Annotated in this window: 8 protein-coding genes and 1 riboswitch; all 8 genes read left to right on the top strand. The window is 65.2% G+C overall.

Annotation, left to right across the window (positions count from 1 at the left end):
• Position 1: 1 nt before the first annotated feature.
• On the top strand, positions 2-865 hold the full coding sequence (locus M2332_RS10090; RefSeq protein WP_264573942.1) for a DMT family transporter: 864 nt from the start codon (positions 2-4) through the stop codon (positions 863-865).
• A gap of 32 nt (positions 866-897) precedes the next feature.
• Positions 898-1,317, top strand: a complete 420-nt coding sequence (ribH, locus tag M2332_RS10085; RefSeq protein ID WP_181561158.1) for a 6,7-dimethyl-8-ribityllumazine synthase — start codon at positions 898-900, stop codon at positions 1,315-1,317.
• A 61-nt stretch (positions 1,318-1,378) separates the two neighbouring features.
• A complete protein-coding gene (locus tag M2332_RS10080) occupies positions 1,379-2,074 on the top strand; it encodes a COQ9 family protein (RefSeq protein ID WP_264573941.1) in 696 nt (231 codons plus the stop codon).
• 104 nt (positions 2,075-2,178) lie between these two features.
• Positions 2,179-2,442, top strand: a complete 264-nt coding sequence (locus M2332_RS10075) for a FeoA family protein (protein ID WP_264573940.1) — start codon at positions 2,179-2,181, stop codon at positions 2,440-2,442.
• A complete protein-coding gene (feoB, locus tag M2332_RS10070) occupies positions 2,442-4,307 on the top strand; it encodes a ferrous iron transporter B (RefSeq protein ID WP_264573939.1) in 1,866 nt (621 codons plus the stop codon). The genes M2332_RS10075 and feoB overlap by 1 nt, the downstream gene beginning before the upstream one ends.
• A 108-nt stretch (positions 4,308-4,415) precedes the next feature.
• Positions 4,416-4,943 carry a single-stranded DNA-binding protein gene (ssb, locus tag M2332_RS10065; RefSeq protein WP_264573938.1) on the top strand — a complete coding sequence of 176 codons (528 nt, stop codon included), beginning with the start codon at positions 4,416-4,418 and terminating at the stop codon, positions 4,941-4,943.
• 452 nt (positions 4,944-5,395) lie between these two features.
• A riboswitch (cyclic di-GMP riboswitch) is annotated at positions 5,396-5,475 on the top strand.
• A 435-nt stretch (positions 5,476-5,910) separates the two neighbouring features.
• Entirely contained in the window at positions 5,911-7,572 is a 1,662-nt protein-coding gene (locus M2332_RS10060) for a ShlB/FhaC/HecB family hemolysin secretion/activation protein (RefSeq protein ID WP_264573937.1), read from the top strand.
• 51 nt (positions 7,573-7,623) lie between these two features.
• The gene (locus M2332_RS10055) at positions 7,624-14,544 is read left to right on the top strand and encodes a beta strand repeat-containing protein (protein WP_264573936.1); all 6,921 of its coding nucleotides are present in this window, start codon (positions 7,624-7,626) and stop codon (positions 14,542-14,544) included.
• Positions 14,545-14,551 lie beyond the last annotated feature (7 nt).

The raw sequence follows: 14,551 nt of genomic DNA, 5'->3' as shown, positions 1-14,551 counted from the left end.
CATGATCGAAGGGAGCGCTGCGGCGGTTCTGACCGGCCTCCTGCTCGCATTGTTTTCGGCGCTCGCCTCGGCGGCAGCGCATGCGCTGCTCAAATCGGGCGAGAACAAGCTGGCGGTGCTAGCCTGGATTCGCTGCGTCGAATTCGTGCTCGCCCTGCCATTCGTGCTGTGGATCGGCCTGCCGCCGGCAGTGCTCTGGCCCTGGCTGCTCGCGGCCGTCGTGGTTCATGCCATCTACCAGCTCGTCCTCTCCTGGTCCTATTCGGTCAGCGATTTCAATGCCGCCTATCCCATCGCCCGCGGCTTCGTGCCGGTGTTCACCGCCTTGCTCGGTATGGCGTTGCTGGGCGACCGGTTGGACGGTTTTGTCCTGACTGGGATCGCGGTCGTGAGCGCCGGCATATTGGTGCTGGCGAGCGGCCGCTCCATTTCGCCAGCCGGCTTTGCCGCCGCCGCCATCGCCGGGCTGCTCACCACCTGTTACACGCTGGTCGATGCCAAGGGCGTACGGGCGGCCCCCGATTCGCTGACCTTCATCGCCTGGTTCTTCCTGCTCGGGTCATTCCCCATGCCGGCCGCTCTGGTGGTGCGGCACGGTCGCAACGCCTTGTCCCTTATGATCCGCGACAGGGTCGCCGGGCTTCGGGCCGGAGTGATGGCCGTGGTCGCGTTTGCCCCGGCGCTGTTCGCGCTCGGTCTGGCGCCAGTCGGCGCGGTGGCGGCGGTGCGCGAATCGAGCATCGTCTTCGGGCTTGTGCTCGGCGCTTGGATGCTCAAGGAGAGGCTCGGCTGGCGCCGCCTGACGGGCGGTCTGCTGGTGATGGCGGGCACGCTCGCGGTGATTGCCGGCACGGCGTTCAGATAAGCTCACGAACATATGTCTTGAAAGGAACCGACATGGCCAAGTTTCTGATCGTCGAAGCACGCTTCTATGACCACCTCAATGATATGCTCATCGCCGGCGCGCGGGCGGCGCTGGAGGCGGCGGGGCATCTGGTCGACGTACTCACCGTGCCCGGCGCGCTGGAGATTCCGGCTGCCGTGTCGCTGGCCGCGGAGAGCGGGCGCTATGAGGGCTTCGTCGCCATCGGCGTCGTGATCCGTGGCGAAACCTATCATTTCGAGATTGTCTCCAACGAGAGCGCGCGTGGACTGATGGCGCTCACCATGGATGGCATCCCGATCGGCAATGGCATTCTGACCGTGGAAAACGAGGCGCAGGCGCTCGAACGTGCCGATCCGGCCCGCAAGAACAAGGGTGGCGAGGCCGCCGTTGCTGCGATCCGCATGCTGGAGATCGCCGAAGAGTATCGCTGAGACGGTCATGGCGATGGCGGCAGCGATTTCCTCGCGCGTGAAAATGCCGTAGAGCAGAGGCATGACCCTCGCGCCCTCCACCGCCGCGCCGCAGACCGCCGGTCTGCTGGCTGATGAGACCCTGGACGACCTGCGACTGCGGCTCGCGCCGTTGATCGCGGCCAATGCCGCCTTCGATGGCTGGTCCGACGCGGCGCTCGCGGTCGCAGCCGACACCGCTGGTGTGGATCGGGACGTGGCGGCGCTGGCTTTCTCCGGCGGCGCTCTGACCATGATCGATGCGTGGTTCGCCAGCGTCGATCAGGCCATGCTCGATGCCCTGCCGGCGGAGCGTCTGGCTGCGATGAAAATTCGTGAGCGGATCACGGCACTGGTCGAAGCCCGGCTTGCGGTGCTGGCGCCCAATCGCGAGGCGCTGCGCCGCGCTCAGGCCGTGCTGGCGATGCCGCTCAACCTGCCGCGGGCGACCCGGCTGGGCTGGCGCGCTGCCGATGCGATGTGGCGTGCCGCTGGCGACCGCGCGGTGGACTATAATCATTATTCCAAGCGCACCACGCTGGCAGGGGTCTATGCCGCGACCCTGCTCGTCTTCGTCAATGACGAGAGCGCAGATTATGCCGACACCCGTGCCTTTCTGGCGCGGCGGATCGAAGGGATCATGCGGTTCGAGAAAGCCAAGGGCCGGCTGACTGGGCAGACCGACCAGCATTTCAGCATGGCGCGCTTCCTGGGCAGGCTGCGCTACCGGGGGCGCTAAACATCTGGCGTCCTGCCGATAAGCCACGGCCGCGCCAGCATCGCCTTGCTTCTATCGGGCGATATTGATAGTCGTTCGCAAAACCACCAGAGATCGATATTGCGTTGCGCCTGACCTCCCTAGAACCCAATCGCCCAGCCTATGTCGACAGTGTCGACTGGAACGCCATATCCGAGATGGACGGTCGCCGCTTGCGTGAGCTCGGCCTGCATGAGGGCGCCAGCGTTGAACTGCTCCATCGCGCCGGATTTACCGGTCGCGGCGCGCATGCCTGCCGCATCGGGCGCATGATCGTCGCCATGAGGGCAGCGCATGCCGATGCCATCCATGTCCGTACTGCGGCTGATGCAGGTGGGGCAGCGGCGTGATGGATGATCGCTTCACCATCGCGCTGGTCGGCAACCCCAATGCCGGCAAGAGCGCGCTCTTCAATGCGCTGACCGGCGCGCACCAGAAGGTCGGCAATTATCCGGGCGTCACCGTTGAGCGCAAGCTCGGAAGGCTGGTGCTGCCGGATGGGCGGACAGCCGATCTCGTCGATCTTCCCGGCACCTATAGTCTCGATGCGAAGAGCCCGGACGAGCAGGTGACCCGCAACGTCGTGTTCGGCCATCAGGAAGGCGAACGGCGGCCGGACCTCCTCGTCATCGTCGTCGATGCCGCCAATCTCGACAATCACCTGCGCTTCGCGCTGGAATTGATCGCGCTCGGCTCGCCCTGCGTTCTGGCGCTGAACATGGTCGATCTGGCGACCCGCGACGGACTGGAACTGGACGCGACGCAGCTTGCGGCCGACCTCGGCGTACCGGTCATCCCGACCGTCGCCGTGCGCCGGCGCGGGCTGGATGATCTGAAGGCGGCCATGGTGGCGGCGGTGCCAGCCCATGCTCCCGCGCCCGCCGTCCTCGCAACGCACGCAGCGCGGGACGCAGATGATCTGCGGCGCGAAGCGCGCCGGATCGCGCAGCGCGCCATCGTCGCCGAAACGCCGACCCGCCGGATCACGGCCCAGATCGACCGGATCGTGCTCCACCCGCTCCTGGGTCCGCTCATCCTGCTGGCGCTGCTGTTCGTCATCTTTCAGGCCGTGTTCGCCTGGTCAGAGGCCCCGATCGCGATGATCGAGGAAGCGTTCGCCTCCCTTCAGGCAGCGATGGAAGCGATCCTGCCCGAAGGCTTCGTGCGCGATCTCATCGTACAGGGCGTCATCAACGGCGTGGGGTCGGTGGTCGTCTTCCTGCCGCAGATCCTCATTCTCTTCTTCTTCATCCTCATGCTGGAGGCGACGGGCTACATGACCCGCGCCGCCTTCCTGATGGATGGTCTGATGGCGCGGGTCGGCCTGTCCGGTCGCGCGTTCATTCCGCTGCTCTCCAGCTTCGCCTGCGCGATTCCCGGCATCATGGCGACGCGGACCATCTCGGACCCAAAGGATCGCCTCACGACCATCCTCATTGCGCCGCTGATGACCTGCTCGGCGCGCTTGCCGGTCTATACGCTGATCATCGCCGCCTTCATCCCCTCGACCACGGTCTGGGGCGGGGTTGGCCTGCAGGGTCTGGTGCTCTTCGCGCTGTATGTCTCCGGCATCATCGGCGCGGTCATCGTCGCGATGCTGCTGCGCATGGGCGTCATCAAGGGGCCGGGCGGCAGCTTCCTGATGGAATTGCCGAAATATCAGATGCCGATGCTGCGCGACGTCATCATCGGCCTGTGGCAGCGTGCGTGGATCTTCCTGCGCCGCGCCGGCACGATCATCTTCGGCACCACCATTGTCCTGTGGCTGCTGCTCTCCTTCCCCAAGCCGCCGGCGGGCAGTTCGGCCAGCCTGGTCGAGTATAGTGCGGCGGGGCGCATCGCGAGCGTGATCGAGCCGGTGCTGCGGCCCGTGGGGTTCAATCATGAAATCGCGCTGGCGCTGATCCCGGCCATGGCAGCGCGTGAGGTCGCGGTGTCGGCGCTCGCGACGGCCAATGCCATCGAGGCCAGTGAGGATGAGGACGAGACCGCCCGCACACTTGGCGAACGCCTGCAGGGGCGCTGGTCGCTGCCGACGGCGCTGGCCTTCCTCGCCTGGTTCGTGTTCGCTCCGCAATGCCTGTCGACCATCGCGGTTGCCCGGCGGGAGACCAATGGCTGGCGCTGGCCGCTCTTCATGACGGCCTATCTGTTCGGGCTGGCCTGGCTGGCCGCGGGCGCGACCTATTGGACGGCCGTCGCCTTCGGCCTTTAATCGACGCAAGGCACATGCAGAGCGGTATTGCGATCTGGACGAGACGCCGTTCAGCTTTATAAGCAGCCGTTCGATTTCCTATCCTCGTCGCGTTTTTCGGAGGGCTCCATGGCAGGCAGCGTCAACAAGGTCATTCTGGTCGGCAATCTCGGTGCCGATCCTGAAGTGAAGAGCTTCAGCAATGGCGGACGCATCTGCAATCTGCGCATCGCGACGTCGGAAAACTGGACCGATCGCGCCTCCGGCGAGCGCCGTGAGCGGACCGAATGGCACAGCGTCGTGATCCGCTCGGATGGCCTGATCGGCATTGCCGAAAAATATCTGCGCAAGGGCAAGAAGGTCTATCTCGAAGGCTCGTTGCAGACCCGCAAATGGCAGGACCAGAACGGGCAGGACCGCTATTCCACCGAGATCGTGCTCTCCGGCCCCGGCGCTGTGATGACGATGCTCGACGGCGGCCAAGGCGGTGGCGGTGGCGGCGGCGGTCAGGGCGGTGGTGGCGGCAGCCGCAACGATAGCTGGGGCGGCGGTAACGACGACTTCGGCGGTGGTCGCTCCTCGTCTGGCGGCAGCGGCGCGCGCTCGAGCAGCAGCGCGTTCGACGACGGGCTGGACGACGACGAAATTCCGTTCTGACGGTCGCCCGGCGCGCCGAGGTGCGCGCGGGTTCCTTCCAGCGATAAAGCTAGCGCCGGCAGTCTGAATGGACGTGCGGAGCGCTTCTGCGCGTGGGTCTGTCCGCGCCTACGGCGTAAGCAGTTGGCCGCCAGGGGAGCGACCGCGCCGCCGATCGCAGTGAGCATGTCAAAATCCCAGGGTCCGCGTCAGTTAAATAGAGTTTAACTATAGTCTTCAGCGCAACCTAGCAGAGCAATTGCGATGCGCGAGTAGCGAAGCCGCAATGCCATAAGACAAATCTCGTTCCTTATCTTGGCGACTGCCCGGATTATTCCGGAATCTACGAAATTTTCACGCGAACGTGGGTCAGCGTGAAATTTCTATTAATCCTTCATCTTTGCAATCGGCTCTCATTAACCTTGACGGGCTCGATTAACTATGCCCATTAACAGACCGATGAGATCGCCTTGATCTCGAAAGGGCAAACCGTCGGTAACGGCGGGACGCAAAGCCTCCGGTCCTGAGCCTTCAGGATAGCGGGGTTGCCGAAAGGTCGAACATGACACCGCGTGATCTTCCGGGCTCCCCCAGGAGCCTTCGAAAGCCGCCATGCTCCGTCGTGGAGCTATGCGGGTTTTCCTTTGAATATCTTGAAAACAGGCGCGTTTTCGCGCGCCGAATGTGGGGCGCGCGATGGCGTAGCCTTGAGCCGCTGACATCGCTGCCACCGCAGAATGAGCGGGCCGGCACGGTGAGGTGGCCCTGCGGAGCCCTGCGATCACGGGCTTTGCAGCAAGAGCAAAAGGCTTGTCGGGCTTCAGCTGGGCCGGGACTTGGCCGCCAGCCTGTCACGGTTACCGACCGCCGCGCGACAACCGCTCTCGTTAAAGATTTCAGAGCCGCCTGACGGCGCTCGCACACCGCGATGCAGGGGGGCTGCATCGTGGCGCTCAATCACTTTCCGATGGGGAACAAGGGGATCGGAATGACCATGACGACTCGTAGCTTATTGCTGGCCGCCATCGCGCTGGCGGGCACATCCGCGCATGCGCAGCAGACTGTCGATCCCGGAAGGGTCGACGAGCGTCTGCGCGGGCAGCCGGCCATGCCCTCGGTCGCGCCGGTGGAACTCCCGCAGGCGCCCACATCGGAGGCTGCGCCGGAGAGCACGGCGCCGCTCCGCCTCTCCCTCATCCGGTTCGAGGGAGCGACCGCGGTGCCGCTCGACGTTCTGAACGCTCTGGCCCAACCCTATCTCAACCGCGACATCACCTTGGCCGACCTTTTCCGGCTCGCGGAAGCGGTGACGACGGAATATCGGCGCCGGGGTTTCGTGCTGTCCCGCGCGGTGGTCGCGCCGCAGCGTATCGAAAACGGCGTTGCGACGATCAACATTGTCGAGGGCTTCATCGGTGACGTGCGCGTCGAGGGCGATCCCGGCGGCTATCGCCCGCTCCTCGAAGGCTATTTCGCGCCGGTGCGGGCCGAGCGGCCGACCTCGGGCGATGATCTCGCACGTGCGCTGCTGCTCGCGCGCGACCTCAAAGGCGCCAGCGTGCGTGCCGTGCTGACCCCGTCGAGCGACGAAGGGGCCGCCGACCTCTCTCTCCTCGTCGCGCGCCAACCGATCGAGGCCTTTGTCGCGGTGGATAATCGCGGATCGCGCTGGCTCGGGCCGGTGCAACTCTTCGGAGGGCTGGTTTTCAACGATCTCGCGCAGCTGGGCGGACGCCTTGCCCTCACCGCGGTGGCCGCCCCTGATGAAAGCGGTGAACTGGCCTTCGTGTCTGGTGCCTATGATCAGCCGCTCGGCGGTTCCGGGCTGCGGATGAGCGGCTTTGCCAGCTTCGCGCGCACCAAGCCGGGCGACGAGCTGCGAGTGCTGGCCGTGAAGGGCAAGAGCTTCAGCTGGGGCCTTGCTCTCCAATACCCCTTGGTGCGCAGCCGGCAGACCAACGTTCTCGGGCGGTTCTCCTGGCAATCGCGGGAGAGCAGTTCCCGCAATCGCCTGATCGATCCGGTTTTCGATGACCGCATTCGCACCGTCACCGCCGAATTGCTGGGCAATCATGCCGACCGGCTGGGCGGCCAGACGACGCTGCGCGCCTCCGTGACGCAGGGGCTCGACGTTTTCGATGCGACAAGGCTGGGCGACCCCGCGAAATCACGAGGGACTGCATCGGCGATGTTCACCCGTCTCAATGGCGAAGTCACGCGGGTGCAGCCCCTCTATCGCGGCCTGCATCTTCTGCTCGGCGCCACGGGTCAGTGGTCGGCCGAAAGCCTGCTGGCCTCTGAGGAGTTCGGCTTGGGTGGCGCCCAATATGGCCGCGCCTATGATCCCTCCGAGATCACCGGGGACAAGGGCATCGCCGGCAAGGTGGAGCTTTTCTACACCATCGCCGCGCGCGGCATGGGGACGGTCGAACCCTATGTCTATTATGAAGGCGGCCGTGTCTGGCAGAACGATCTGCTGCCGGGCGAGCGCCCGCGCGCCGGATTGCGATCCTATGGCGTCGGCCTGCGGGCCGGCATTGCCGACCGTTTCAGCCTCTCGATGGAATACGCCAAGCCCGTCCACCGCGCCGTCAGCGCAGAGGGCAACCGGGATGGCCGCATCTTCGTGTCCCTGAGCGCCGCTTACTGAGCCGGCGCGACCCTCGTCGCGCCGATCGTTCCGATTTCGTGGAGACCTGATATGAGCACGTCCACTCTCGCAGCACAGCCCGCCCTCTCACCCCTTCGTGGCCGCCGGACCGCGCTGCTGCTCTCGGCAGCCATTCTCGCGCTGGCCAGCGCACGCCCCGCTCTCGCGCAGGACGCAAATACTCTGCCGACGGGCGGCGTCGTGGTCGGCGGCAGCGCCATCATCGGCGCGCCTGCTTCCTCCAGCCTCGCCATCACCCAGACGAGCGATCGGGCGCTGATCGAGTGGAACAGCTTCGACATCGGCTCGAATGCGCAGGTCACCTTTTCGCAGCCGGGCGCCAGCGCCGTCGCGCTGAACCGCGTCGTCGGGGGCACCGCGCCATCGCAGATTGCCGGGTCGCTCAATGCCAACGGGATCGTCGGGGTGATCAACAGCAATGGCGTGATGTTTGCCGGCACGGCTGACGTGAATGTCGGCGGTTTGATCGCCAGCAGCGCCAATGTGGTGGATGCCGATTTCATGAACGGCGGCCCGCTCGCCTTCACCGGTATGCAGGGATCGACAGCCGAGATCGTGGTCAGCGCTGGCGCCAATATCAGCATTGCCGATCAGGGCCTTGCCGCGCTTTTTGCGCCGAGCGTGCGCAATCAGGGCGTGATTTCGGCCCGGCTTGGCCGCGTCGTGCTCGCCTCGGGCAGCAGCGCCACACTGGATCTGGATGGCACCGGCTTTCTGGAAATCGGCCTCGGTGCAGACAATGCGCTGGTCGAGAACAGCGGCACGATTGCCGCGCGCGGGGGCCAGATCCTGCTCACGGCCCGGACAGCCGGTGCCCTGATCGATCAGGTGGTCAATAGCGGCACGCTCACGGCGTCCGGCATGACCTCCGAACCCGACGGGACGGTCGTGCTGTTCGCCCAGAGCGGCGACCTTGCGATGAGCGGAACCATCGATGCCGGTGCGGACGGTCTGGTCGGCGCCAGAGCGGCCGGCGGGATCGACGTCACCTCGGCGCTGTCCGTGTCTGGCGATATGCTCGTGGAGGGCGCCCGCATCGGCGGGGCCGGGCAGATCAATGTAGGCAACGGGGCGCTGGAAATGTCCCTCAACATCGGCGGTGCCGATGTGAGCGGCAATGGCGATGTGATCGGGGATGCGCTCGGTGTGATCGGCACCGTCGCCGGTGGCACGCTGCTGAACCTGGGCGAGGGCATCTACGCCGCCGGCGCGACCGTTTCGCGTAACAACGTCACCATAAATGGAGATGGTCTCGCGACAATTTTGCTCCCGCTAACCGGCGGGCAGATCAACGGCCTGACCGTCAATGCCGATGACGTGACGATTACCGGCATGCGGTTCATCGGTAAGCTGCCCGAAGGCGCGACCGCATCGGGTTTTGATTGGGGAGGCTCGGTTACGCGTGGCATCGCGCTGCTCAATAGCGCGGATAACGCAACGATCGCCGGCAACAGCATCATCGGCGTGCGCAACGGCATTCTCGTCGATGGACGCAATGTCGCCGATCTGCGGATCACCGGCAATCTGATCGACAATACAAAGAGCGGCATTTCCCTCCAATATGTCGATGGGTCCGCCCCCGGGTTCGTGATCAGCGGCAACAGCGCGGGTGCTTTCGGCAACGAGTGGGGCATCAACCTGCATCTGAACGGGGTGTGGAACGGCACCACGACCACGTCCGGAAACGGCCTGCTCGGCGCCAATATCTCGCTGGAGGAGCAGGGGCGACTGCTGGCGCTGAGCGGCGCCAATGGCGGTATGTCCGTGTTCAACCAGGCCTATACCGCCTCGAACCGAACGCATGTCACAGTCGCAACAAACGGTTCCGGAGGCGCTCAGGGATCGGCGGCGACGCCTCTGTCGTCGGTACAGGCTGGCGTGAACGCCGTCGTGTCCGGCGGCATGGTGGAGGTGCGGGACGGCACCTACGATCTTGGCAGTTCGCAACTCGTCATCCGCAAGGCGCTGACCCTGACTGGCCAGTCGGAAAGCGGCGTGATCCTCGATGGACGCGCGGTCAGCGGCAACGGGCTCGGGACGATCTCCGTCTTTGCCGACAATGTGTCTCTGTCGAATTTCACGCTATATGGCAGCACGCTCGCCGGCGGTAATTACGGTATCAAGGTCCAGCCCAATCCGGCGGGGCATGTTAGCACGCCGGGCGGAACGAGCGAGCGGGTCCACGACTTTGCGATCAGCAATGTGACGGTGCGTGGCTCGCGGCGAGCCGAGCTGGACCTTAACGGTGTGGTCGGTGCTCGCATCACCAACTTCACCGCCGATGGCCGCAGCGTCGCCGACGACGCAATTCTCACGGAAGGGGCCGGTGTGCAGATCACCGATAGTGCCAATGTGGTGCTGGAGGGCGTGCATACCTTTGGCAATGATTGGGGCGGCGTTGCCCTGTATCAGAGCAACAAGAGCAGCGGCTATAATGGGCAGACGACGAACATCACCATCGATGCTGCTCTCAACAGCTTCGAAGAACAGCTGGGTCTGTTCAGCCAGCTTGAATCGACCACGCAGCAGTTCGGCCAGCTCAACCTCACCGGCTTCGATTATGCGGTGCGCAACAGCGATCATCGCAGCGATGATCTCGACCGGCAGTTCATCTTCTATCGCACCGACCTGGCGGATGCGCTCAGCTTCGCGCGGGACGTGGGCAATGCTGCGGCCAGTTCGATCGAGGGATACGGCCCGGGCGGCCTGACCAACATCTTCACCGTGGCCGAAGGTCTGTCGATCAACACAGCGATCGGCGATGCGCGGTCCGGCGCGGCGGTGAATGTCGCCGCCGGCACCTATGAAGAGACCGCAGCCATCACCAAGGCGCTGACCCTGAGCGGCGCAGGCATGGATGAGACGATCATCACCGGCGGCATGACGATCAGCGGCAGCCCGAGCGGACTGACCCTGCGGAACTTCGCGGTGCGGGGCTCGGCCGGCTCCGCGGTGATCAGCAACAGCGGGACGATCACCGGGCTAACCCTGAGCGGCGTGCGGATCGACGGCGAGAATGTCGCTGGTCGCCACGGCTTCATTGGCGGGCAGATTGGCGGCGATATCGCGATTACCGGCTCGGAATTCCTCAATATCCGTGGCTGGGCAGCGTTCGATACGCGCAGCGGTGCGGGTGGCGCCAATGACGGCGCGCAGATTGGGAGTGTCGTGTTCAGCGGCAATCTGCTCGACCACACGGCAGGGCACATCGCCTTCCGGCAGCAGAGCGGCGACTTCGATTATCCGGATGTAACGATCGCCCAGAATATCGTGCGCAATGGCGGCGATTCGGACCTCTCGTTCGGCGCGATCTTCAAGGCGTTCCGCGCCGGAACCGTCGATTTCGTCGGCAACAGCGTCAGCGATGTCGGCGTGAGCAGTTGGACTCCCGGCGGCGAAGCCACCTACGGCGCCGTGCTGATGATGCGCGGCGTCGAGGCGCTGAACCTCACCGACAACATCTTCACCAACAACAATCAGGTTCTGGCTGTCGAGCCCGGCTTTGGCCTGCCGACGGCGACGACCATCACCGGCAACAGCTTCATCAACAATCGCTATGATTTCTACCTGCCGACCAATGTCGCCGGCGGGGGGACACTCAGCTTCGGCAGCGGCAACAATTTCGTCGCGGGTGACGCCACCGTGCAGCATATTGTGTGGCGCAGCGCGAATGATCTCGATCTGACCGGAGTCAGCTTCAACGGGGTGCTGGCGAGCGCACTGACGCTGGACCAGCTCTTCGCTGTCGAAGATCGGATTACCCATGGCGTCGACGTGGCCGGCGCGGGTCTCGCCCATGTGGTGGCCGGCCAGCTCTTCGTCACCACGGTATCCGGCCCGGATGCTGTGCGGCGCGCCCTGGCGCTGGGCCAAGATGGCAACAGGCTGAACCTGTCGGCGGGCACCCATAGTCTCACCGACACGCTGTTTATCACAAAGGATATCGACGTGGTTGGCCAAGGCTCCGGGCTGACCGTGATCGATGCCAGCGGGCACGGCCATTACGGCATAAGGGTGAATGCCGACGATGTCGCCTTGAGCGGCTTTGCGTTGCTCGGCTCGCAAGCGAACACCAGCTCTACCTATGGCATCAAGGTTGAAAAGCGCGGCGATGCCGACTCCCGCAACACTGGCTTTGCTATTACTGATGTGGCGATCAGCGGATCGCACAAAACCGGTCTCGATCTGAACGCCGTCGTCGGCGCGACCATCGATGGGGTTTCGGTCAGCGGCGTCGTGGCCGGCAACGGCATTTCGATCACCGACAGCGCCAATGTCGTTGTGCGCAACAGCCAGACGGCCGGCAATGCCTGGGGTGGGCTGGCGCTCTATCAGGCCAACAACATCGACGGTGGTGGCAGCACCCAGCAACTCACCAATATCACGATCGAGGCGAGCAACAGCTTCAGTGAATCGAACGGCCTCTACCTGCAGAATTCTTCCACGATGACGGCGCCCGGTGCGATCAACATCCTAGGCTACGATTATATCGTCCGGAATGCGGAGCACCGGCAGGACGGCGCGCAGTTCACCTTCTTCCAGAAGAGCCGGCAGGACGCCTTCAATTATGCCGTCAACCTTGCAGCGGCGAACGCGAGCCTTGTTCAGGGCTGGTCGGGCACGGCGAGCAGCGGCATCTATTATGTCGGCGAGGGGCAGCTCGATGGCGGGGGGACGGCGATGCTCTCGCTCCAGTCGGCCTTCGACGACTCTAACACGGGCGACGCGATCTTCGTCGGCGCCGGGCGCTATAATGAAGCGGCCAGCCTGTCCGGCCTGCGCGCGCTCATCTTCGAGGGCGCGACTGTGGACGGGATGACGCTTGGCGGCGGCGCGGCCGGCAGCAGCATCAGGGGCTCGGTGACGGTGGGGCAGGGTGGCTTTACCGCCGCCGGTCTCCTCACCCTTTCCGGGGATATGGTGATTGGAGCGCAGGCGGGCACGATCAGCTTGGCCTCGGTCGACGGAAACCATGGGCTGAGCCTGAGCGGCAACAATGTGGCGATCAGCAGCGCCGCGATCGGCCGTCTGGACGCCATGGGTACGACGCTCTCGGCCACCAACATCGCCACGACCGCCAGCCAGACCTATACCGGCGCGACCAGCCTCTCCGGCACGTTCAGCACAGGCGGCAGCGCCTTCCGAGTGGATGGCGCGACCACGCTTGGTGGCGCAACCACGTTGGTGACGAACGGCGGAGCTGTCCGTCTGGGTATCGTCAGCGGACCCCAGACGCTGGCCGTGAACGCCGGGCAAGGCGCGATCGAGCTGGGGTCGGTGAACCTCGGCAGCATCACGGCGACCGGCGGTCAGATCATGACCGCAGGTGCTGTCACGACGGGAGCGCAGAGCTACACCGGCGCGACGACGCTGGCCGGCACCTACAGCGCAACCGGCTTCTCCGTGAACGGCGCCACCACGCTGGCCGGCGCCACCACGGTCGATGCGCTGGCGGTGGCCAGTTTCCTCGCCATCAACGGCAGTGCAGGCGGTGGCCAGACGTTTACGCTGAATGCGAGCACGGCGGCTCTGGGCAATATCGGCCAGATCACCCGGCTTGGCGCAACGCGCGTGACCGGCAATCAGGTCGTGCTGAACGGCAGCAGCTACACGGCGAGCGGGCTGGCGTTCAGCGGAACGGCGAGCGGATCAGCGCTGCGCCTGACACAGGCGCTCACCCAGTTCGATGCGCGTCCCGGCGGGTCGATCGCGATCAGCCCCAATCTGATCGGCACCGCCAATGCGGCGCAAAGCGTGGCGTTCCTCACCGGCACCGGTCTTGCGGGTGCCACAGGGGATGGTAACGTCAGCCTCGGCAATCTGGGCAGCGAAAGCGTGCGGCTGGGCAGCCTGTCCGTCACGGGCGGGAACTTCTCCGCCGCAACCGTCAAGCTGGCGGGCGACTTCACCTCGCAATTAAGTGGCAACCAGCTGTTCAGCGCGAACACGCTGGATACGCTCGGCAATGTGAGCGCTTCGGTGACTGGCAGCGAGAGCGGCCCCATCGTGGCGGGTGGCTCCGTGGCGGTCAGCGCGGGCGGTTCGGGCACTGGCTCGATCATAGCGGGCGGCCCGGTGCAGCTTGCCTACACCAGCAATGTCTCGCGCGACGTCAGTTCGCAAAGCAGCGTCTCGCTCACCTCGAGCGGCAGCGTGGGTGGCTCCATCCAGGCGGCCGGGCCGGTGGCGCTGAGTGCGACGGGGCCGGTCAGCTCGTCCGTCACCTCCGGTGGCTCTGCGTCCATCGCCTCGCAGTCGGGCATATCGAGCACGGTCAATGCGGGCGGCGGCGTGAGCGTCTTGGCGGGGTCCGGCAATGTGAGCGGATCGATCAAGGCGACCGGCCCGGTCACCGTGCTGGCCAGTGCCGGGTCGATCAGCTCGCAGATCGTCACGGCGGGCAGCGCGTCGGTCACCTCGGGCACGGGCAGCATTTCCAGCGCGATCAACGCCGGTGGCGCCGTGTCGGTGGCGGCACCGGGCGCGGTGACCAGCACCATCAGCTCGGGCGGCACGATCTCGCTGCAGTCGAACACGCCGCTCAACGTGCAGGTCAACGGCGGCGCGCTCATCGTCGATGCGCCCGGCGGCACCATCGAGGGTGTGTTCAAGGAGATCAGCAGCAATGGCGACGGGTCGTTCGTGGTCAACGATCAGCCTGTGGTGGCTGGCGGCAAGATCAACCCGAACCAGATCATCACGGACACGTTCATCACGCCCGTCGGCGGTCAGGTGACCGGCACGGGCGAGATCATCCTGCCCGCCAATCTCACGCTGGGCGTAATCGCGCCCACCAGCGCTTTGGCTGGGCCAGCGCGGCCTCCGATCGTCGTCAACACGGTCCAGCGGCTGGGCGAGCTGCTGCGGCAGGGCTACAGGGCGATCATCATCCAGATCGACGAGGGCCAGCAGGAGGTGGAGCGGGAGCTGGAACTAGCCAGCGCGCGCTAAGGATCAG

The sequence above is a fragment of the Sphingobium sp. B11D3A genome (genome assembly GCF_025961695.1).
In the GTDB taxonomy this organism is placed as follows: Bacteria; Pseudomonadota; Alphaproteobacteria; order Sphingomonadales; family Sphingomonadaceae; genus Sphingobium.
The sequence above is the reverse complement of the archived record's forward strand: the minus strand, read 5'-3'. Positions and strand labels throughout refer to the sequence as shown.